16 protein-coding genes and 2 pseudogenes are annotated in these 19,878 nt (G+C 43.4%); 9 read left to right on the top strand and 9 right to left on the bottom strand.

The window, feature by feature from the left end; all coding sequences use genetic code 11:
* Nucleotides 1-110: 110 nt before the first annotated feature.
* The 5 genes and pseudogenes from V7K97_RS09540 to V7K97_RS09520 all read left to right on the top strand — a co-directional run bounded on the left by V7K97_RS09540 (nucleotide 111) and on the right by V7K97_RS09520 (nucleotide 4,114).
* Nucleotides 111-923 carry a phycobilisome linker polypeptide gene (locus V7K97_RS09540; protein WP_334800636.1) on the top strand — a complete coding sequence of 271 codons (813 nt, stop codon included), beginning with the start codon at nucleotides 111-113 and terminating at the stop codon, nucleotides 921-923.
* Nucleotides 924-1,040: 117 nt separating this feature from the next.
* Nucleotides 1,041-1,910, top strand: a complete 870-nt coding sequence (locus V7K97_RS09535; RefSeq protein WP_334800635.1) for a phycobilisome linker polypeptide — start codon at nucleotides 1,041-1,043, stop codon at nucleotides 1,908-1,910.
* A gap of 177 nt (nucleotides 1,911-2,087) precedes the next feature.
* A pseudogene (locus V7K97_RS09530) lies at nucleotides 2,088-2,297 on the top strand (phycobilisome linker polypeptide); the annotation flags it as partial.
* A gap of 46 nt (nucleotides 2,298-2,343) precedes the next feature.
* Nucleotides 2,344-3,189, top strand: a complete 846-nt coding sequence (locus V7K97_RS09525) for a HEAT repeat domain-containing protein (protein ID WP_334800634.1) — start codon at nucleotides 2,344-2,346, stop codon at nucleotides 3,187-3,189.
* A gap of 166 nt (nucleotides 3,190-3,355) precedes the next feature.
* Entirely contained in the window at nucleotides 3,356-4,114 is a 759-nt protein-coding gene (locus V7K97_RS09520) for a HEAT repeat domain-containing protein (protein ID WP_334800633.1), read from the top strand.
* A 156-nt stretch (nucleotides 4,115-4,270) separates the two neighbouring features.
* Here V7K97_RS09520 and hpnH read toward each other — a convergent pair whose 3' ends face one another.
* Genes hpnH through V7K97_RS09500 form a run of 4 tightly spaced genes read right to left on the bottom strand, consistent with a single transcriptional unit; the run spans nucleotide 4,271 to nucleotide 9,060 of the window.
* Nucleotides 4,271-5,290, bottom strand: a complete 1,020-nt coding sequence (hpnH, locus tag V7K97_RS09515; RefSeq protein ID WP_334800632.1) for an adenosyl-hopene transferase HpnH — start codon at nucleotides 5,288-5,290, stop codon at nucleotides 4,271-4,273.
* Nucleotides 5,230-5,406, bottom strand: coding sequence for a hypothetical protein (locus V7K97_RS09510; protein WP_334800630.1), 177 nt, complete (start codon nucleotides 5,404-5,406; stop codon nucleotides 5,230-5,232). Before V7K97_RS09510 ends, hpnH begins: the two co-directional genes overlap by 61 nt.
* Nucleotides 5,396-6,379 (bottom strand): hopanoid-associated sugar epimerase, encoded by a 984-nt coding sequence (gene hpnA, locus V7K97_RS09505; protein WP_334800629.1) that lies wholly within the window; start codon nucleotides 6,377-6,379, stop codon nucleotides 5,396-5,398. Before hpnA ends, V7K97_RS09510 begins: the two co-directional genes overlap by 11 nt.
* On the bottom strand, nucleotides 6,379-9,060 hold the full coding sequence (locus tag V7K97_RS09500; protein WP_334800628.1) for an efflux RND transporter permease subunit: 2,682 nt from the start codon (nucleotides 9,058-9,060) through the stop codon (nucleotides 6,379-6,381). Before V7K97_RS09500 ends, hpnA begins: the two co-directional genes overlap by 1 nt.
* Before the next feature lie 214 nt (nucleotides 9,061-9,274).
* Here V7K97_RS09500 and V7K97_RS09495 point away from each other — a divergent pair, with 214 nt between their 5' ends.
* From V7K97_RS09495 to V7K97_RS09485, 3 genes and pseudogenes are all read left to right on the top strand, one after another.
* Complete coding sequence (locus V7K97_RS09495; protein ID WP_334800627.1) at nucleotides 9,275-9,985, top strand: 5'-methylthioadenosine/S-adenosylhomocysteine nucleosidase family protein; 711 nt, start codon at nucleotides 9,275-9,277, stop codon at nucleotides 9,983-9,985.
* 926 nt (nucleotides 9,986-10,911) lie between these two features.
* The gene (locus tag V7K97_RS09490) at nucleotides 10,912-12,624 is read left to right on the top strand and encodes a putative bifunctional diguanylate cyclase/phosphodiesterase (RefSeq protein ID WP_334800626.1); all 1,713 of its coding nucleotides are present in this window, start codon (nucleotides 10,912-10,914) and stop codon (nucleotides 12,622-12,624) included.
* Nucleotides 12,625-12,945: 321 nt separating this feature from the next.
* A pseudogene (locus V7K97_RS09485) lies at nucleotides 12,946-13,788 on the top strand (site-2 protease family protein); the annotation flags it as partial.
* Here V7K97_RS09485 and V7K97_RS09480 read toward each other — a convergent pair.
* From V7K97_RS09480 to V7K97_RS09465, 4 genes are all read right to left on the bottom strand, one after another.
* Nucleotides 13,788-14,519: a choice-of-anchor K domain-containing protein gene (locus V7K97_RS09480; protein ID WP_334800625.1), complete on the bottom strand. Its 732-nt coding sequence runs from the start codon at nucleotides 14,517-14,519 to the stop codon at nucleotides 13,788-13,790. The pseudogene V7K97_RS09485 and the gene V7K97_RS09480 overlap by 1 nt on opposite strands.
* 296 nt (nucleotides 14,520-14,815) lie before the next feature.
* A complete protein-coding gene (locus tag V7K97_RS09475) occupies nucleotides 14,816-17,029 on the bottom strand; it encodes a tetratricopeptide repeat protein (protein WP_334800624.1) in 2,214 nt (737 codons plus the stop codon).
* A gap of 106 nt (nucleotides 17,030-17,135) precedes the next feature.
* The gene (locus V7K97_RS09470; protein ID WP_334800623.1) at nucleotides 17,136-18,242 is read right to left on the bottom strand and encodes an RNA-guided endonuclease InsQ/TnpB family protein; all 1,107 of its coding nucleotides are present in this window, start codon (nucleotides 18,240-18,242) and stop codon (nucleotides 17,136-17,138) included.
* Nucleotides 18,243-18,440, bottom strand: coding sequence for a hypothetical protein (locus tag V7K97_RS09465; protein ID WP_334800622.1), 198 nt, complete (start codon nucleotides 18,438-18,440; stop codon nucleotides 18,243-18,245).
* 69 nt (nucleotides 18,441-18,509) lie between these two features.
* Between V7K97_RS09465 and tnpA the strand changes: the two genes are divergently transcribed.
* Entirely contained in the window at nucleotides 18,510-18,914 is a 405-nt protein-coding gene (tnpA, locus tag V7K97_RS09460) for an IS200/IS605 family transposase (protein ID WP_334800620.1), read from the top strand.
* A 536-nt stretch (nucleotides 18,915-19,450) separates the two neighbouring features.
* Here the strand turns inward: tnpA and psb34 are convergent.
* On the bottom strand, nucleotides 19,451-19,630 hold the full coding sequence (gene psb34 / locus V7K97_RS09455; RefSeq protein ID WP_334800618.1) for a photosystem II assembly protein Psb34: 180 nt from the start codon (nucleotides 19,628-19,630) through the stop codon (nucleotides 19,451-19,453).
* Between the last annotated feature and the right edge of the window lie 248 nt (nucleotides 19,631-19,878).

The following is a 19,878-nucleotide window of genomic DNA, read 5'->3' as shown; positions in this document are numbered from 1 at the left end:
TGAGTTGCTTATCTCTCCGGGCAGTTTTATTTTCAAGAAACTGTTAAAAGACTAGAAAAAAATTTTCTAAAAAGTTTTCAGTTTTGCAGTTAAAACTGAGGAGGTTAAATATGGCAGCTTTGGGACAAGCAGCAAGATTAGGGATTGGAGCATTTGAAAACTTGCCACTGGTAGAACTACGTCCTGATAGAACAGAAGCGGACGTGGCAGTAATTATCCGGGCGGCTTACCGTCAAGTTTTGGGTAATGAATATCTCCTGGAAGGAGAGCGTCTTGTCAGTGCGGAATCACTGTTACAGCAAGGTGCAATCTCAGTTCGGGGATTTGTGCAAGCCATTGCTCAATCAGAACTCTATCGGGATAAGTTTTTCCACTCCAATTCTCAAACTCGGTTTATCGAGTTGAATTATAAGCATTTATTGGGGCGTGCCCCGGAAGATGAGTCAGAGATATCGTACCATGTTGAGCTTTACAATTCACAAGGTTACGAAACTGAGATTAATTCGTACATTGACTCATTAGAATATCAAGAGAGTTTTGGCGAAAACATTGTGCCCTACTACCGAGGCTTTAAGAGCCAAGTAGGACTGAAAAACGTTGGATTTGGCCGACTGTTCCAACTGTATCGCGGTTATGCCAATAGCGATCGCGCTCAAGGACAAAAACAAGGACGCCTAACCTGGGAAGTGGCTAAGAATCTAGCTTCACCCATTTACCCAGTGTCCGCCGGAGCCTTAACAGGTCTCTCTACAGGTGGGCGCGGCGAAACATACCGCATCAGAGTGCTACAAGCAGCTTCCCCGAACTCAACTGTAGTGCGACGCAGTACTGCGGAATTGATCGTACCATACGAGCAACTTTCAAGTAAATTGCAGCAGTTGAACCGCAGAGGCAGTAAGGTGATTAGCATTACAGCCGTATAAATAGTGACTGGAGTGGGGAGTAGGGAGTAGGGAGTAGGGAGTAGGGAATTTAACCACTCCCCATTCCCCACTCCCGACTCCCCTTACCAATTACCAATTACAAAAGGAAAATTACCAATGGCTATTACAACAGCAGCTTCCCGTCTGGGAACAGAACCTTTTAGCGATCAGTCTCCTGTGGAATTGCGTCCTAATGCAACCAAAGAAGATATTGAGAGAGTAATTGCTGCCGTCTATCGTCAGGTTTTGGGCAACAACTACATATTGACATCTGATCGCCTCACAAGTGCTGAATCTATCTTGCGCGATGGAAAAAATACAGTCCAAGAGTTTGTGCGTCAAGTAGCTAAATCAGAACTCTACAAATCCAAATTTTTCTACGACAATTTCCAAACTCGCGTCATCGAACTCAACTATAAACATTTGTTGGGTCGTGCCCCTTATGATGAGTCTGAGGTGGTTTATCACTTGGACTTGTACCAAAACAAGGGATTTGAAGCCGACATTGATTCTTATATTGATTCGCCAGAGTATCAATCTAGCTTTGGTGAAAATATAGTGCCTTACTATCGCGGCTTTAAAACCCAAACAGGACAGAAAACTGTCGGATTTAGCCGGATATTCCAACTTTATCGCGGCTATGCCAGTAGCGATACCTCCCAACTCAAAGGGAAGTCCTCGCGCCTTGCTAGCGAACTAGGTCGCAATAGTGCATCCATCGTTGTTCCTCCCTCTGGCGGTCCTTCAGGCTTCTCATACGTTGCTTCTGAAAAAGGCGTTACCCCCAACAGTACTTTCGGTGGTGCAGGAACTTTTGGTAAAGATGGCAGACTCTACCGCATTGAAGTGGCAGGCATTTTTGGCGCCGGGTATCCTAGCACACGCCGTGTCAATCAAGCGGTGATCATCCCTTATGAAGAACTATCTAGTTACTTCCAGAGAGTGGTAAAACAAGGTGGTAAAATCGCCAGCGTGAAACCACTTTAAAGTCATTGGTCATTGGTCATTAGTCATTGGTCATTAGTCATTGGTGAACCAGTGCAGTCTTCTCCCAAAGGGAGAGGCTAGCGCCAAGGGGATTTCCCTCATGAGCAACTGGCAAAGCCGAAGAGTAATTATGAATGACAAAAGACTAATGACAACTTAAAATGGAGAGTTAATTTTATGGTTGGACAAATTAGTAGTAGAACGAGTAGTCGTTACTTCCGGTATGAAGTAGTGGGTCTGCGCCAAAGCGAAGAAACCGAAAAAACTAACTATCCCATTCGTTCTAGTGCCACTGTGTTCTTCACAGTACCTGAGAACCGGATGAATAAAGAAATGCAGAGGATTACTCGCTTGGGTGGCAAAATAGTCAGCATTCAGCCATTGAACCCTGAAGCTAAAACAGCTAGCGAACAAAGCGATCCTCCTTCTTCTAATGAATTCAAGTCCGCAGAAATTTGAAGATTTATCACCGACAGGTGACTTTGCCAACGGTGAGTCTTTGACAGTAGAGCAAGCGATCGCTAATCTTGAAAGTGCAGATTTAGGTCTGCGATTTTATGCTGCTTGGTGGTTGGGTAGGTTTCGGATCGGTGAAGCAGCTGCGGTTACAGGACTGATTAAAGCTTTAGAGGACGAAGCCGATCGGACACCAGAAGGCGGATATCCTCTCCGACGGAACGCAGCTAGGGCTTTAGGGAAACTAGGCGATCGCCAGGCAGTATCACCTTTAATTGTATGTTTAAACTGCTCAGATTTTTATGTGCGGGAAGCAGCGGCACAATCTTTAGAGATGCTGGGCGATCCGGTTTGTATTCCCACCCTAGTTAAGCTATTAGAAGTAGGCTTGCAGGGGGAGCGTCTGGGATCAAAACAGCCTGATTTATCTCAACCCTACGATGCCATCTTAGAAGCCTTGGGAACCTTGAGGGCGACTGAGTTCACCCCTTTGGTAAAGCCATTCTTAGAGCATCCAATCGAATTGGTGCAATATGCTGCCGCACGAGCTATGTATCAATTAACCCAAGAACCAGTTTATGGAGAACGGTTGGTAAAAGCTCTGGCGGGAGAGAAATTGCAATTGCGTCGAGCAGTGTTAGCAGATTTGGGAGCCATTGGATATCTACCCGCAGCAGATGCGATCGCCCAGACTCTTGCCGAAAATAGTCTGAAGCTAATTTCTCTTAAAGGATTGCTAGAATATCAAGTTAACCACACCGCAACAAGCACTTTGTCAGCAGGTGCGATTAAAGTGATTAATTTGATGGACTCGCTGTTGTAGTCATAATTTTCCAGGAATTAGTTGTCATTAATACGTTTAAACCAAATGTTTATCACACATAAATCCCCAACCCAACTGCAAAATCAGGGTTAGGGGTTTGTGTATGATGTCAACTACGGATAACTTAAGCTACAATTGGCTGACCACTAATCACTCATGAAAAATTATGATGAATAACAGTGATCTTGCCCAAATATTGATCCGTGCTGTGCAAGAAGCAGATTCCTCAGAACGCTTAGTAGACGCAGTTCAAGAGTTAGCAGCAGCTCATATAGAGGAATCTGTTCCCACCCTGATTGCAGCTTTGGGTTATAACAATCCAGGGGCGGCGGTGGCGGCGGTAGATGGACTAATTGCCATCGGGGAAGCCGCAGTTCCGCCACTCTTGCAACTAATTGATGACTACAACTACGGTGCTAGAGCCTGGGCAATTCGTGCCTTAGCGGGAATTGGCGATATCCGGGCGCTGGATACCTTGTTAGAGGCGGCAAAAACCGATTTTTCCTTAAGTGTGCGGCGGGCAGCTGCTAGGGGATTAGGCACTTTGCGCTGGCAGCAAGTACCGCCTGAGAAAGTGCAATCGGTTCAGACTCAGGTATTAGAGGCGCTATTACTAATTTCTCAAGATCCAGAGTGGGTAGTGCGCTATGCAGCAGTGACAAGTTTAGAAACATTAGCGATGTCTAGCGACAACCCGCAAAGCGGCAACGCCATAGCAGTCACTTTACCCGATCAAGCGTCGCGGATTACAGATCGACTTCAGCAAATAGTTGATACAGATGTCGATCTGGGAGTTCGCACCCGTGTAAAGTATGCACAGGAAAAAATTCAGCAGCAGCAACATCAAGAAGTTTTTGCACCGAAAAGAAAGCTAGAAGACGTTGAAGTGCCTCAAGTGCCTTATCGTGGTGCTGGCAGACGGTGAACCACCCCACCCTATAGAGGAATAAAAAGACCTCTCCCTGGTTTTGCTATGCAATAACCGTCCCTCTCCGAGTCGGAGAGGGACTCACTTGAACTTTAGTTCCAGACAGGGAGAGGTTCATCGAACTCACATCGTATTTAGCAAGGTTTTTGCCTTCTAATTCCTGCCAAACACACTACCAAGGGCACGCGCCATATTTTGCGGTTGCATTGCATCCATTGCGGCGGTGGGTTCGTAGCCACAGTGAACCATACAATCTGCACACTTGGGATTACCACTCTTCAGGCCATATTGACTCCAGTCAGTTTGTGCGAGTAATTCTTTGAAGGTAGAGTAATAACCTTCGTTCAGCAAATAGCAAGGTTTTTGCCAACCGAGAACGCTATAACTTGGGCTACCCCAAGGTGTGCATTCGTAGTCTTTCTCACCTGTGAGAAAATCGAGAAAGAGCGGATTGTGATTGAAGTTCCAGTTTTTTTCACCAGCTTTGTATGGAGCTAGAATTTCCCGAAAGAGGGCGCGGGTTTGTTCTCGGTGGAGAAAATGATCTTGATCTGGTGCCCACTCGTAACTGTAGCCGGGAGAAATCATCATCCCATCAGTATTTAGTGTTTCCAGAAAGTCGAAGAACTCTTGCATATCTTTGGGTTGGGTCCCCTCAAAGATAGTGGTGTTAGTCGTAACCCGAAAGCCTTTAGCTTTAGCAGCGCGAATGGCTTTGACAGCAATATCAAAAACACCTTTGCGATCGACGCACTGATCGTGCAACTCCCGCATTCCATCTAAATGCACACTAAAAGTTAGATAAGGGGAAGGCTGAAACTTATCCAGGCTCTTTTCTAACAACAAACCATTAGTACACAAGTAAATATATTTCTTGCGCTCAATTAATCCTTGGACAATCTGATCAATTTGGGGATGTAGTAAAGGTTCTCCGCCAGGAATTGAAACAACTGGTGCGCCGCACTCTTCCACTGCGGTAAAGCACTGTTCTGGCGTGAGATTTTGCTTTAATATTTCCGTTGGATGTTGGATTTTACCACAACCAGTACAAGCAAGATTACACCGAAAAAGAGGTTCCAACATCAATACTAGGGGGAAGCGTTTACGTCCTTTCAAACGCTGTGTAACCAGATACTTCCCAATATCCATCGCTTGTTGTATATTAACTGCCATTGTTGCGATCGCTCCTCTTTATATAAAAACACCACAGTCATTGTCGGTTTGGGTACTTGTGCTACCCTAGCGCGTATTGCATCCACAGGTGAATTGCTATCTTTTTCATTTGACATAACCCTGAGCAACAAACCAATCCACAGCATCTTTGAGTGCCGCCTTCAGCGAAGATTGCGGTAGACCCAATTCTCGGACAGCCTTTGTCGGATCATAATACATAGGTTGTTTCGCCATCCGCACGCCATCCAATGGCACTGAGGGCGATTTACCCAAGGGTGTAAGAATTTTTTCATCAACCCAGGCAACACTAAGGGGCAACCAAGCAGGTACAGTTTGTTGAGGTGCCCTTAGACCTGTGATCTCGGCGAGTTGTTCGAGTAGTTGCTTGAGACTGAGGTTTTGATGACCTAAGATATAGCGATCGCCTGATTTACCCCGTTGTAAAGCCAGTAAATGCCCCCATGCCACATCCCGCACATCGATAAAATTTAGACCAGTATCCAAGTAAAAAGGCATTTGCCGTCGTAAAAATCGTAAAATTATATCACCTGTGGGGGTAGGTTTGATATCCAAGGAACCAATAGGACTACTGGGATTGACAATAACTACTTCCTGACCTGTAGCAACGGCTTGCATTGCTTCTTGTTCAGCCAGAAACTTAGACTTCTTGTAGTCACCCACCAACTTTTCTAAGGGACTCTGATGTGTTTCATTCACAACTTCCCCTGATGATCCTACACCAATTGCGGCCACTGAACTGGTATAAACGGTGCGTTCAATGCCAGCTTTGTGAGCTGCTGCTAACACATTGCGCGTACCCACGACATTATGACGGTGGAGTAATTCTCGGTCTGTTTGCCACAGAGAATAATGGGCTGCGACATGAAATAGGTATTGACAACCTGCCATTTGTTGCCACAGATTTGGTGAATTTAAATCGCCTTTGACAATTTCCACATCCAAATCGCGTAGATTCTCCAAATTGCTGCTCTGGCGTACCAATGCTTTAACTGTGTAACCTTGTTGCAGCAGCAACCGCACTAAGTGGGCACCAATAAAACCTGTACCCCCTGTGACAAAAACCTGCATCAAGCTGTCCCCCTTTTCTTAAATCGGGGAAACCAATCATCCAAAATGGTGTAAACTACTGGCACAACAATCAAACTGAGGATAGTTGAAGTTACTAATCCACCAGCGATCGCTACAGCCATAGGCGATCGCAATTCCGAACCCGCACCCAAACCTAAAGCGATGGGTAGCATCCCTAAAATAGTGGAAGCGGTGGTCATCATAATTGGTCTAAGGCGCACTAGTCCAGTCTTGAGGATCGCCTCGGTGCGCTCTAAGCCTGCGTTGCGTAACTGGTTGATGTAATCCACAAGCAAAATGGCGTTTTTATTTGCTAGCCCCAGCAAAAAGACGAAGCCAATCAATGAAATCATGCCAAAGTCACTCTTGGTAATCAGTAGCGCCAACATTGCCCCCACTAGTGCTAAGGGCAAAGAGACACCAATCACCAGAGGATCTACCCAGGTTTGGAATAGTAAAAATAGTACTACAACAATGCACAGGGCAGATAAAGCCAGAGTAGTTCCGAAACTGCCAAAGACTTCACCTTGACGGGCAGAGTCTCCCCCTAAATTTAAGGAAACATTGGAGGGTAACACCGCCTTGGCTTCAGCCACCACTTTGTCGGTAGCATCACCCAAGGAAAGATCCTTGCCAAGATTAGCACTGATGTAGGCCACACGCTGATTATTCAAACGCTCAATTTGAAAAACCTTGCCCTGTGGATTCGTTTCACCTGTAATTGTGACATCAGCGAATCCGGGTAATCTCTGAATCCTTTCTTTAATGGCTTTGACAGCTTTACTCAAAGCTTGGAGATTATCACCTTGTAATGCTATTTGCAGGGGTTTTTGACCACCGGAATCGACAAATTGAATATCTTCAACACTAGTAGTTACTCCAGAAAGAGCAGGTAAGGAGGAGCGCAATTGATCTTGTAATTCCGCAGTTGTGATTGTGCGATCGCTCTTTAACTTTACATATAGTATCCCTTTATTCGGCTCCCCCTCACGAGAACCAACAGTGGTAAATACCGTTTCAACTGCCGGTGATTTTCTCACAACCTCTTCTAGTTTCTTCGCAACCTCAAGAGAATCGTTCAGGGGATTGGGGATTGGGGATTGGGGATTGGGAATATCGCTTTTTTGTCCTCCTTGTTCCCCTCTGCCCAAATCGGGGATACTCGGCAAAGGAGCCGTATAAGCAATATTAAATTCGCCGCGATCGAGTTTGGGAATAAACCCTTTGGGAATTAGTGGAATCAGTGCTATACCTGCAATGAAGCTGAGGACAGCTAACCCGATAACTATCTTCCGGTGATTCAAAGACCAACTCAGCAAGTTTCTGTAAAATTGGGTAAAGGCTACCCAGATTTTTGCTTCCCGATGCTGTGAGAGTGACGATTTAGGTTTCAGCCAGTAGATGGCCAGAACTGGCGATAAAGTCCGAGCAACTAGCATGGAAGCAAGCATCGCGGCTGAAACAGTGATGCCGAAAGGCTTGAAGAATTGACCGATTACCCCACCCATCAAACCTATGGGTAGAAAAACCGCTACTGCTGTCAAAGTGGCGGCGGTGACTGTCAACCCAATTTCATTTGTCGCTAAAAGCGCCGCTTGGCGAGGAGTTTCCCCATCTTCAATGTGTCGCATGATGTTTTCTACATCGACGATCGCATCATCAACAATGCTACCAATGACCAAAGCTAAAGCCAGCAGGGTGATTGTCTCCAAGTTGAAGCCGAAAATCGCCATGACGATAAATGTCGCCAACAAAGATGTCGGAATCGCCAAAGCAGAGATGAGAGTTGCCCGCCAATTCCACAAAAAAGGAAAAATTACTACTATTGACAATAAGACTGCTTCCAGCAAAGCATCAATGGTTGACTGGGTGGCGTGGCGGATATATTCTGCTTGGGTGGCAGCTAAGGTGAGTTTGACATCCTTGAGGGTAGAGCGTAGCCTTTGAACTTCTTTCTCAACCTGACTCACCACTTCCAAGGTGTTAGCGCTACCGCGTTTGATTACCTGAAATGCGATCGCATCTTGACCATTAAACCTGACTAATGTCGCCCCGGTTTGGGGGAGAGCAGCTGCACTCCCATTGGCTGGATTTAAGGGAGGAGTTGCAGTTGCAGCACCTAGTAGTGAGACTTTCAGGACTCCTGGGAGTTTAGCGATCGCACTCACAATGTCATTTTGTGCCAATTTCGTCAAATCTTGGAGATTCCGCGTGGGACTCTCAATGGCATAGCTAATGGCGGCTGACTCATTTAAATTCAGGGGAATAATTTTAGAAGTCGCTCCTTGAGGTAGAGTCAACTGCTTGAGGGCAGTTTCAACATTTTTCGTCGATGTTTCTAAATTCGTCCCAACGGCAAAAGAAAGGCTAACAGCAGTTTGACTAGGATAGGTAGATGAGCGGATATCCTCCAGCCCTTCTAGGGAACGGAGGCGTTCTTCTAGGGGTTTGGTGAGCTTCGCTTCTGTATCCAAGGCAGTTGTCAGAGGGGCTGTAGCATTCACAACCACCACTGGAAAGGTAATATCTGGAAACAAGGCATACTTCAGGGAACTGAAAGCCAGAACACCAGCTACCGTTACGGCAATCCAAAAACTCACCGTCAGCCACGAAAATTGAATTGCCAATTTGGAAATGTTGAAGAGTTCTCGTGCGGATTTGGAGTTATGAAGCTTTACCATCTTGGAAAATTATCGTGTGGGTGACACAATTATTAAGCAATTCAAAATTCAAAAACACAATCCTAGCCAGATGTTTGGCAGTAGCAATCGCCTTGGTTTTGCGAGTTTTGGTTACTAGTAAAGGGCAATATTATTTATTGTTACTCAGATATGACCCAATCTTTAATGCAAAAGGAAAGTTCAAAAATGAAACTTGGTTCTGTTGAGAGGGCTAGTGCCTAATTTTTTGCCCATTAACACAATTCTGGTACCTCAGGGAACAGAATATCAAGCTGTGTGTCGGGGATTAAGCGGCCTTCCTGGCTCCATCCCCACGGTAGTAGCCATACCTGTTGGCATGAAACCTTTACTCAAATATTTGCAACAATCCCCAGGAAATGGACAATTTCTGGCTCCAAAATCCAGAGTGCTGATTATGGGTATATGTGGCAGCTTGAGCGATCGCTACACAGTTGGTGATATTGTGCTGTATCAAGATTGTATTTATCAGGGAAAGCAGCAAGAATGCGATCGCAGTTTTACAGCAGAATTGCACTCCCGACTCCCAACTCCCAACTCCCCACTCAATTTAGTCAAGTCACTAACAAGCGATCGCCTAATTTCGTCTGCCGCCGAAAAACGCCGTTTGGGTGAGACTTTGGCAGCTGATGTTGTTGATATGGAAGGATTTACCGCCCTAGAGTTTTTCAATGCAGCTGGGGTAGCTGTGGCAATGCTGCGAGTAGTCAGCGACGATTGTCAGCATAATATCCCCGATCTCACACCAGCAATTAATTCTGATGGCTCTTTAAAACCTTTTCCCTTAGCGATTGCAATGCTTCGACAACCCCTTGCAGCTACTCGGCTGATTCGAGGTTCATTAACAGCATTAAAGGTGTTAGAGCAAGTTACAAATCTGCTCTTTTCTGGCAATCAGCTAAAATAAGCGACTTTCAAATAAAAAATACTCAATTACTTTTTGTGGGGTGGGCGTCTCGCCATTGGTGTCAAGTTAAGCTGAAATCTCCTGACTGCATGAGTTTTGCCCTCACCCCCAGCCCCTCTCCCAATTTGGGAGAGGGGAGCATAATTCTCCAGTTCCCCTTCTCCCATCTTGGGAGAAGGGGGAAGGGGATGAGGGCAACTCTAGAACGCTTTCTCTTAACTAACTTTCACGTTAAGTTGACAGCAATGGGCGGAGTCTGGGAACGAGTAATACCATTTCTTTGTGAGGCTGCGCCAAACCCTTTTAACTTCTTTCTTTCTTTCTTTGTGTCCAACTCTTACGAGACGCTGCGCGAATGCGGTTCGTTTTTCTTTCTTGTACTTAAATATGGTTTAGCGCATCTTCATACAGAATTGGTATAAAGCCTTATCAAGTTAGGTTTTTAAGACTTGTGTGTACACCGTAGGATATATTCGGGAGGGAATTAGATTTCCTGTTTCCTCCCAATACATCGGGGGGATTAAGGGGGGTAATTCACCGCAGCCCCCTGCCAATGGAAGGGTGTACTTCATTTTAGGAATCGTATATAAGTTAATTTTTATAAAATCTAACCACATATATTTATCGGTGGTTATCTGTATTTCTATGTAGTTACTTTTGCTTTTATATCACGTTGAGACAAACTAATAAATACTAAGAGCGTAACAAGAAATACAATCAGATATTCATTGTAGAATTGCTTATGCAATAAGTTTTACAGAAACTTTATCGTCATGCAGATCAAATAGAAACTAATCTTGGGAAGCATAATATATGACCTGATCAAGGTTGGGTTAAACGAGAGCTAATTCCACTAGATTGTGAATCAAAAATACTCTTTTGTCAGGATAGCTCGGAACTAATTTGCCAACTATCGAACAGAATTTATGAATCTCAATCACAATCTCTACTTATACTCGTTCCTAGCTCATTTCAAATGGCTCAAAAAAAGTTACACCGCTAAAATTATGTTGGTGGCATTTTTGGGCACTCATGTACCACTTTTAACCTTACTCTTTAGTTTCGTCATCTCAAACTCCTATTCTTTCGAGATGGCGGCGCGAGTTATGATCATTGCTCTGTCGGCTACCTTAGCGGGTACGGCAGCCACCCTCTACGCACTACACCACCTCCTCAACCCGGTTATTTTGACATCTGCTGCATTGCAAAATTATCTGAACACCAAAACCCTACCAGAATTGCCCACAGAGTTTGCTGATGAAGCGGGGACATTGATGGCAAATACCTCACAAACCCTTCACAAATTAGATGAGTTAATTCACTACATCACTAATTATGACGATCTGACTGGATTGCCCAATCGTGATTTATTTTGCGATCGCCTTCATCAGAGTCTATCTCAACCTAAAAACAACCAGCGCCTTGTAGCTGTATTTTTATTGGGTATTGATGATTTCACTGCTATGAGTCATGGGTTGGAGCATAAGACAAGAAATTTGTTGTTAATAGCAGTTGCTCAGAGGTTATCACTCTGCATGGCACAAACAGATATTCTTGCCCATTTAAGTGGAGATGAATTTGCCATTGCCCGTCTGGATATTGTTTCTTTTGAAAGTGTGATTAAGCTATCTCAGTTGCTGTTAAGTACCCTGAGCAAACCCTTCTCTCTAGAGGGGAACTTGATTCATATTACTGCCAGCATCGGCATCACAATTAATGAAATAAATGATCGTAATAGCGTAGATCAACTCTTGCAACAGGGTCATATAGCACTGTACCAGGCGAAGCAGCAAGGGCGTAGTAAATATCAATTTTATTCGCCGGAAATTAATGCCCAGTTGCAGGAGAGATTGACTTTAGAAAATGAATTACATGGGGCGCTTAGGCGCAACGAAATGCTGGTTTATTATCAACCTCTGATTGATTTAGAGAGTGGAGAAGTTACAGCAATGGAAGCGTTGGTTCGCTGGCAACATCCTACATTCGGTTTGGTTTCTCCAGGAAAGTTTATTCCCATTGCAGAAGCCAATGGTTTAATCATACCAATTGGTGAATGGGTATTGCGAACTGCTTGTGCCCAAAACCGTGCTTGGCAGCTTGCTGGATTTACCCCAATTCGGATATCTGTAAATCTGTCAGCTAGACAGTTTGAACAATCAAATCTGGTTGATGTAATCAGCCAAATTCTTGAGGAGACTGGACTCCAAGGATCTTATCTAGAACTGGAAGTGACAGAAAGCTTCTTGATGGGTGACATTGAGCGATCGGTTAAAACCTTAAAACAATTACGAGAACTGGGTATATGGTTGGCTCTAGACGACTTCGGCACCGGTTATTCCTCCCTCAACTACTTGAAGCGCTTTCCCGTGAACATACTCAAGATTGATCAGTCATTTGTGCAAGATGTCATGTCCAATCCTGATAGCGCCGCCGTCACCAATGCCATTATTGCCCTCGCCAAGAGCCTGCGGTTGAGCATCACGGCAGAGGGTGTGGAAACCAAAGAACAACTTGACTACCTGCAAATGCAGGGATGTGACGAAGGTCAGGGTTACTATTTCAGTCGTCCTGTCCCTGCTGATACAATCACCCCAATGTTGCAGAAAAGTTCTCAGCAGATGGAGATAATTGCAGTATAGGTGCATACTTACAGCTATTTTCAGCTAAATATACCACGCGGTAGGGGCAATTCATGAATTGCCCCTACGACAGATGTGGTTCAAATACATGAAAACTGCTGTAAGCCAGAGACTCACCTCCTTTAGGGATTGACAAATAAAAAAATACTCAACTAATTCTTGTGGGGTGTCCGTCTCGCCCGCCCGTAGCCAATAACCGCACCTTTAGGGACGGACACTACTACCCCGATCAAGATTAAAATCTCTTAACCTTTCGTTACACTAAAGACATCGAGAAGGATGAAAGCAAACCTCTCGAAGCTGAAATCAAAGGTGAACGGCATGAATGGCACAATTCGCGTTGGTAATCTCTTCGGAATTCCCTTCTATATCCATCCGTCATGGTTTTTAGTTCTGGGTTTGGTAACTTGGAGCTATAGCAGTGGATTGGCGGCACAATTTCCCCAATTATCTGCGGGATTTGCTTTGTTACTAGGATTGATGACAGCGCTGATGTTATTTGCCTCTGTCGTCGCCCATGAATTAGGCCACAGTTTCGTTGCAATTGGTCAGGGGATTGATGTCAAATCCATTACACTGTTTATATTTGGCGGTTTGGCTAGCTTAGAAAAAGAGTCGAAAACCCCAGGTGAAGCTTTTTGGGTAGCGATCGCTGGGCAAATAGTTAGTTTACTATTATGCGGTATGGTTACAGCTATTGGTGTTACTACTGCTGCATCAGGGCCGTTAGCTGCAATTCTTGGTGTTTTGGCTTCTGTTAACTTGGCATTAGCCCTATTTAACCTGATTCCTGGCTTGCCCTTAGATGGCGGAAATATACTGAAAGCTATCGTTTGGAAAATTACAGGTAATCCTTATAAAGGTGTAACCTTTGCCAGTCGAGTTGGGCAAATCTTTGGTTGGATAGCAATTCTTTCTGGTATAGTTCCCCTACTATTATTTGGCAGCTTTGGTAACTTCTGGAACTTGTTAATTGGCTTCTTCTTGTTACAAAATGCTGGTAATGCGGCTCAATTTGCCAGAGTGCAAGAAAAACTCACAGGTTTGACAGCCGAGGATGCTGTAACTCATGATAGCCCCATTGTCTCTGCTAATCTTACCCTGAGAGAGTTTGCCGATCAGCGCGTCATCAGTGGGCAAAAATGGCATCGGTTCTTAGTGACTTAGTATTTCTTCCCCAAGATATTTTTACGAGATATGAGATATAACCCTAGTAAGGATAGACCAGCTACTAGTGAAGGTTCGGGTATGTTTTTGATTTCGGCATAAATAGCTGTTGTAGTTGTACCCCCTTCAAGAGCCTTAATATTCATCTGGGGAACGTTTGGATTAAAGCCAGTTAGCTCAAGGGTGTATTTATTGCCTTGAAAGGTAAAACTCTGATTACTCAAACTTGGGTCTATAAATACAAAGTCTGCATTTGTTTCAGGATCTGTTGAATCATTCGGTGTATTTACTAGAAGCAAGTTAAAGTCAAAAACTTGGCTGGTTCCAACGGGAGGGCCGAAGGATACATTGAGATTTAAAGGTACATATTGAACGCTTGTACCTTGAATTACTGTCCCATTGAAGTAAGTTAACTCAGCTATTTTGAATACAGAGTTAATATCAGCTGAAAATGAATTTCCATTAAAAGTTAGTTTATTTGAGCCTGTTACGGTACACCCAATAAGAGTGTATGGACAAATATTAGGATCACCCCAAGTAAATAGGTTGCTTCCTACGCCTGTATATACGGGATTCGTATCTACACTTCCTGGAGTAGGTACTCCCCATGTACCACTAGAGATGCCAGAAAAAGTTAGAGCATCTGCTTGGCCAGAGAAACCAAGTCCGGTGGTCGCACTCACAAAAAAACTAGATATGGCAGTAGCGAAAACAAAATTTAGTTTCATAAGTTAGGTTTTAATTATTATTCTGGAGCTTCTTTAAAGTAGGTCTTCAGTCTACCTTAGTAAATTTACGGAAAATACGCCAATATTCTATTGAATTTCTTAATAAAATATTCATATTCTATTCCAAAATCTTATTGACTAATTTATATTTACTAAGCTATCTTTATGGATTGTTAAAAAATCCCACCACTTCATAATTAGTCAAACGGTTATTGCGTAGGCATAGCCGGTCGTAGACATCGCTACTCTACTTGCCTACCTGCTTAATTGTCAAGCTGATATCAAGCTATTGTTTTTTATAATTTTGACAAAATCTCTGGCAACAAATAACTAGGAACCTTAGATAAAGCTAGATTTTGTCCCTGTATCCCTAATTGATGATGAAAAGCACGAATAGTTTTCACTACATAAGTAAAGGTTATTTGATAAGCCTCTGGTTGTTTACTTAATCCGTTTAAGGCTTGCAAATGGTTATCTAATGCTGTTTCTAAGTGTTGAGAACGTGTTGCTACATCGCCATTAAAAGACTTATCTATTACTAACTGATAATAGGCTAGTCCCAGGTTGTTATAAGAAGCAAGCAAATCAAAACTTAAAGAAGTACCCCTAAGTGAGTGAGCCAAAGCTATAGCTTCTTCGTAAGCACTGATACATAGTTGCAGATACTTCTGCCGTGCCTCTTTAGTTGTCTGAGATAGGTTGGCTAGATGCCAGTAGGCAGTTCCCAGATTATTTTGTGTACCGGCGCAAGCACTGGGAACATTAGCAGGAGTGCGATACTTGAGAGCTTCAATGTAGACATCTATAGCTAGCTGGAGATTTTGGGCAGGTTGTTCGTGTTGTGCCAGATGCCAGCAGGCAGTACCGATATTGTTTTGAATCATGCCATACTTGAGCGGTTCCTCTTCGGGGTTGTAGTGTATAAGTGCTTCGTTGTAAGCTGCGATCGCTTTCTTTAAATGCACAATCGGTTGGTTGTATTGCCCTAGATGCCAGTAAGCAGTACCCAAATTATTCTGGCAAGCCGCATATTTTAACGAGTCCATATCGGCTGTACGGTAGGTGAGTGCTTCACTGTAGGCTAAAATTGCTTGCTGCCAATTTTCAGATGGGTGAGAAAAACGAGCTAAATCACCATAAGCCGTCCCCAAATTATTTTGCACACGAGCGTAAGTTTCCGAATGTATCTGAGGCGAAATCATCTTTAACGCCAACTGATAAAACTCTATTGCCTGCTCTATATAAGTTTGTCCTGACTCAGAATTGGGTGGTGTGCGGTATAGCATCCAGTAGAGTGTACCCAAATCATTCAAGATATCTGGGAGTTGCGGTGAGCTTTCGTCATAGCTAATTGCCTCTTGATAGGCAATAATTGCCACCATCAGATTTTCTAGGGTTGACTCTCCTTGCTCAATACGAAGGCGGTATAAAGTGCCCAACCGATGATAAGCTTCTGCCAGTATCTCTCCTGGAACTTGGTTTTTGTGTAATTCTTCAATCTCCAACAAAATCTGCTGCGGTTGGAAATAATCTTCAGTATTTTCAGCATTACTTGTGTTGATTGTTGCTATTACTAGCTCCCTTAACTCGCTGCTAATATAAGATAAAGACGGCAGCCATTGATTATTATTCCCACTACCAGACCTATTAGTAAATTCCTGCTCTTGTGGTGTAGCCTTCAATAAATCTGATGTTGACGGCGAAACTTGCTGAGTTTTATCTAGGCCATTCCCTGGGATCTCTGCTGCGAAATCGGAATTATTGTCAAACTTTAACTCGGTAACTGCGGTTTTGAGTTCTGCTTGGTTAACTGATTCATCTGGAATCGACTGCTGAATATTTCCTAAATCCAAGCTTCTAGAACGTGAAAAACCTTCTGGATGTCCCGAATTCTGAGTTGCTGGTTTGGGTTCTCCAGCAAACACAAATACGCCAGTACGCGATCGCCAAAATTGTGGTGCTGATTGCTTGATAGCAGATAACCAAGGACGTGGTATCCACAACAGCAAGTTAGATTCTAGGAATCGGCTGGATTCTTGTGTAGAGAAATATTGTTCACTTAAGCGGAGATAGTGCAAAAATAACCTTTGTGTTGCCACTGGTTGCTTAGTGAGATGCTCCACGCCGACAATCTGAAATGCTGGTGCTGGAAAAGGCCTTCCAGGGGTATCTTTTGATGCTCCAACAATTGGCGGTGGATAATTAGCCAACCATTGATTAATCTGGATTAGGGGATTGGGATCGTTTAAATTTAAACGCAACGTGACTAATCGCGGATAAGCTGGAGTGCTATTTTCCTGAGCATTTGATGGCTGATATAGCACCTGTCCAACAGGATAAGCCAATGTAGAATGTAAACGGGCTGCTACCTGATTTCTTAAGTGTAAATCATCACATACCGCTAAAAACATTTGTCGTCGTAAACCAAGACTTAGGGCAAGTTTCAGGCGGTGATACACTTGCCGATTAAAAGTAGAATTATTGTTGTGTGCAGTATCATTCACGCTCATAGCGGCTAAAGAGCCAAAACGTAGTAAATATCACCTTTCTGGGTGTATTCAAGTGGGCTAAACTCATAGTCAACTGCCACACCCACTCTTGTGATGTGGCTTGTAACTAGGAAACATGATTTCCTGAAACATACGGGGTATTGACTGACCCCTGCTCCTCCGTCCCTTGGGTAGAGGAGAGAATATAATCATCACGGACATTTCTAGAAGCATTGAGATCCGCGTGAGTATGATGTCCACAATTTTTACATTGGAACTTAGACTTATGGCGGTTTGTCCTCTTAATATGCTTACAAATATTGCACTTCTGGGAAGTGTATCTAGGATCTTGATGTACTACTCGTTTCCCTAAAGCTTCTGCCTTGTAAGCAAGGAACTGCTCTTGCTGGTAAAATGCCCAACTGCCCAACCATTTATTCATTTTTTTGCCGCGTCGCTGGGTGCGAATGCTAGACAAATCCTCAAGCACAAAAACCGCAACCAAGGGTTGGTTAGCTAGCTTTTTACTTACACAATGATTCGTGTCCTTCATGAACCGCTTCTCGCGTCCAGACATCGCTTTTAGGCGACGTTTAGCGCTACGAGTGCCTTTTTGTTGGAGTTGACGACGATTGAATAAGTAACGTCTTTGAATGTTTCTAATCTGGGAACTTGAGAAAAATTGACCATCAGAAGTTACCGCTTGATGGTAAAGTCCCCGGTCAATTCCCTGAATTCCTCCACTAATTTCTTGAGGGTTATCTGACTCAAAAACCAGTCGAACCCAGAACTGTTTTGAGTGCTTTGAGTAAGTTAAGGTTGCTCCTCTTAATTCCCAAGTCTCAAAAATATCTTTGAAATAAGCAGGAATTTCTAGGATTAATTTAACTCTTTTACCAATACAGGATAAGGTTAGCTGATGTCCGCGCAGTGTCATTGTGCGCTTGTCGTATCTCAATCCTGATGTTGGCTTTTTTCTGGGAACACGTTTAAATTTAGTGGCTTTGATTGCCTCTAGCGCATTATCCCTCACGGTCTGTAACAATGCAGAAGGCACACTCGGATACTGTAGCCTCAATAGGGTGTACAAATCTTTGTGTGCCTTGTTTTTATTAAATGTTTTCTTCTCTATTGCCCAGTCGATATGTGTATTAAATATTGATGCACACTGATTCATCAGATTTAAAAATCTTTCATCAGGTAATTCGACTGGGATAGAGACAGTGCGTTTCATTTACCCTTCACCCAACAAAACGTAATCTTCTTGGGGAATTTCGTAACAAACCATTCCTGGTTCAGACTCAGGGAGAAACCCCAATTCTATTTCATTCTCGGAACAATCTTGTAAGGGCTGTAATATTGTCAACCCTAATTTACCTGCATAGGCAGTCTCAGAGGACTCTGATCTTTTTACCTTTTTTCCATATTCCATTTTGTTTTTCCTTTTTGATACAATCAAATTATCCCAAAATTTATATGTTTTGTAAATACACACTATTCAATGAAAATTCTGTCATCTTCCCACGCCAAGCACTGCCTTGGCTACCACATCATATTTTGCCCAAAGTACCGTAATCAGGTACTTGAGGGGGCAATAGAGATAGAGTTAAAAAGAATCCTTGGTGAAACTTGCCAAACCTACGGATGGACACTCCACGCGATTGAGATAATGCCTGACCACGTTCATGTATTTGTGCAAGCAGACCACACAACAGCACCAGTTCTTATTGCTAAAACAATGAAATCAATCTCTGCTGTGCATATATTCAGCACATTCAAGGATTTAAAAAAGCGTAGATTTTGGGGTTCTGGATTGTGGAGTGATGGGACGTTTTACTCGTCTGTTGGTGGTGCATCGGAGGAAGCGGTTAAACAATATATTGCAACTCAGAAGCAACGCGGATAGTGTTAAATTAGGGGGCATTGTTAGCGAAGCGGTAGCGAGGAACGAGCGTCACCCCCTAATTTAACCGCGCTTACATCCCCGCCCACAAGGGGACAGGGTTTTACGCACGATCTATAAAAATAATTTTTAAGTCGATGTTGTACTGCTCAAGATAAATTGGTACTTCATGTCTAGTACTTTGTCAAGCTAGGGGTAGGTTGGGTTGAGGAACGAAACCCAACATTTTCAGGGCTTTGTTGGGTTTCACTCTGTTCAACCCAACCGAAAAATCTTCAAAACCTACGCAGTATTGCTTCAGGTCTAGTACTTTGTCAAGCTAGTTTTGAGGGTTTGTAGTAAGCACTTTAGTGCTTAGAAAATAAGGACTTTAGTCCTTACTACGAACTTGCTTACCTATGAATTTAAACTTTGACATAATTAATAGCAGAAGTAAAAAAGTATTTAATTATACATTAGTTTCTAATTCAATTTTAACAAAAAATAAAAAATCAGGCCCCTATTAAAATCAGAACCTGAAAAACTATAAAGATGAAATTTTATCTGTTTTGGGAAACAAAGAAGGCTACTAGAATTAAGCCGACAACCAAAGCTGTAGCGGCGATTCCTAGTAAGATGTAGGTTCGCTTTTGCCCTTCCGTAGGAGGTTCTGCTTCATAAATCTTCGGTTCCTTGGCAAAATTATTCAGGCGACCACCTTCTTCGGTTGTATAGGGCATGAACTAATTCCTTTACCTTTATTTATTGTTCATTTTATGTTACATAAATGCTAAATCCGCTCCTAAACTGCTAGATAAATCGTTACATTGGGGATTGGGGATTGAGGATTGGGGATTGGGCACTTGTACTGAGCGTACCCCTCCGGGGATCTTGCTACGCGTAGCGTCTCCAAGAGTTGCCGTTGGCGCAGCCTAAGAAGAGAAGTATTGGGCATTGGTTATTACCCTTGTCCGGTTTATTCAGTTTT

The sequence above is a fragment of the Nostoc sp. genome (genome assembly GCF_036917815.1).
GTDB lineage: Bacteria > Cyanobacteriota > Cyanobacteriia > Cyanobacteriales > Nostocaceae > Nostoc.
Note: the sequence above shows the minus strand (reverse complement) of the source record. Positions and strands in the feature narration are given on the sequence as shown.

What these genes read in the sequence shown, in the direction of transcription:
- V7K97_RS09465 (WP_334800622.1), bottom strand. Translation starts at nt 18,440, where the DNA reads ATGGAATATGGAAAAAAGGTAAAAAGATCAGAGTCCTCTGAGACTGCC.
- V7K97_RS09520 (WP_334800633.1), top strand. Translation starts at nt 3,356, where the DNA reads ATGATGAATAACAGTGATCTTGCCCAAATATTGATCCGTGCTGTGCAA.
- V7K97_RS09470 (WP_334800623.1), bottom strand. Translation starts at nt 18,242, where the DNA reads ATGAAACGCACTGTCTCTATCCCAGTCGAATTACCTGATGAAAGATTT.
- V7K97_RS09540 (WP_334800636.1), top strand. Translation starts at nt 111, where the DNA reads ATGGCAGCTTTGGGACAAGCAGCAAGATTAGGGATTGGAGCATTTGAA.
- V7K97_RS09490 (WP_334800626.1), top strand. Translation starts at nt 10,912, where the DNA reads ATGAATCTCAATCACAATCTCTACTTATACTCGTTCCTAGCTCATTTC.
- V7K97_RS09480 (WP_334800625.1), bottom strand. Translation starts at nt 14,519, where the DNA reads ATGAAACTAAATTTTGTTTTCGCTACTGCCATATCTAGTTTTTTTGTG.
- V7K97_RS09475 (WP_334800624.1), bottom strand. Translation starts at nt 17,029, where the DNA reads ATGAGCGTGAATGATACTGCACACAACAATAATTCTACTTTTAATCGG.
- V7K97_RS09525 (WP_334800634.1), top strand. Translation starts at nt 2,344, where the DNA reads ATGAATTCAAGTCCGCAGAAATTTGAAGATTTATCACCGACAGGTGAC.
- hpnH (WP_334800632.1), bottom strand. Translation starts at nt 5,290, where the DNA reads ATGGCAGTTAATATACAACAAGCGATGGATATTGGGAAGTATCTGGTT.
- psb34 (WP_334800618.1), bottom strand. Translation starts at nt 19,630, where the DNA reads ATGCCCTATACAACCGAAGAAGGTGGTCGCCTGAATAATTTTGCCAAG.
- tnpA (WP_334800620.1), top strand. Translation starts at nt 18,510, where the DNA reads ATGAAAATTCTGTCATCTTCCCACGCCAAGCACTGCCTTGGCTACCAC.
- V7K97_RS09510 (WP_334800630.1), bottom strand. Translation starts at nt 5,406, where the DNA reads ATGTCAAATGAAAAAGATAGCAATTCACCTGTGGATGCAATACGCGCT.
- hpnA (WP_334800629.1), bottom strand. Translation starts at nt 6,379, where the DNA reads ATGCAGGTTTTTGTCACAGGGGGTACAGGTTTTATTGGTGCCCACTTA.
- V7K97_RS09500 (WP_334800628.1), bottom strand. Translation starts at nt 9,060, where the DNA reads ATGGTAAAGCTTCATAACTCCAAATCCGCACGAGAACTCTTCAACATT.
- V7K97_RS09535 (WP_334800635.1), top strand. Translation starts at nt 1,041, where the DNA reads ATGGCTATTACAACAGCAGCTTCCCGTCTGGGAACAGAACCTTTTAGC.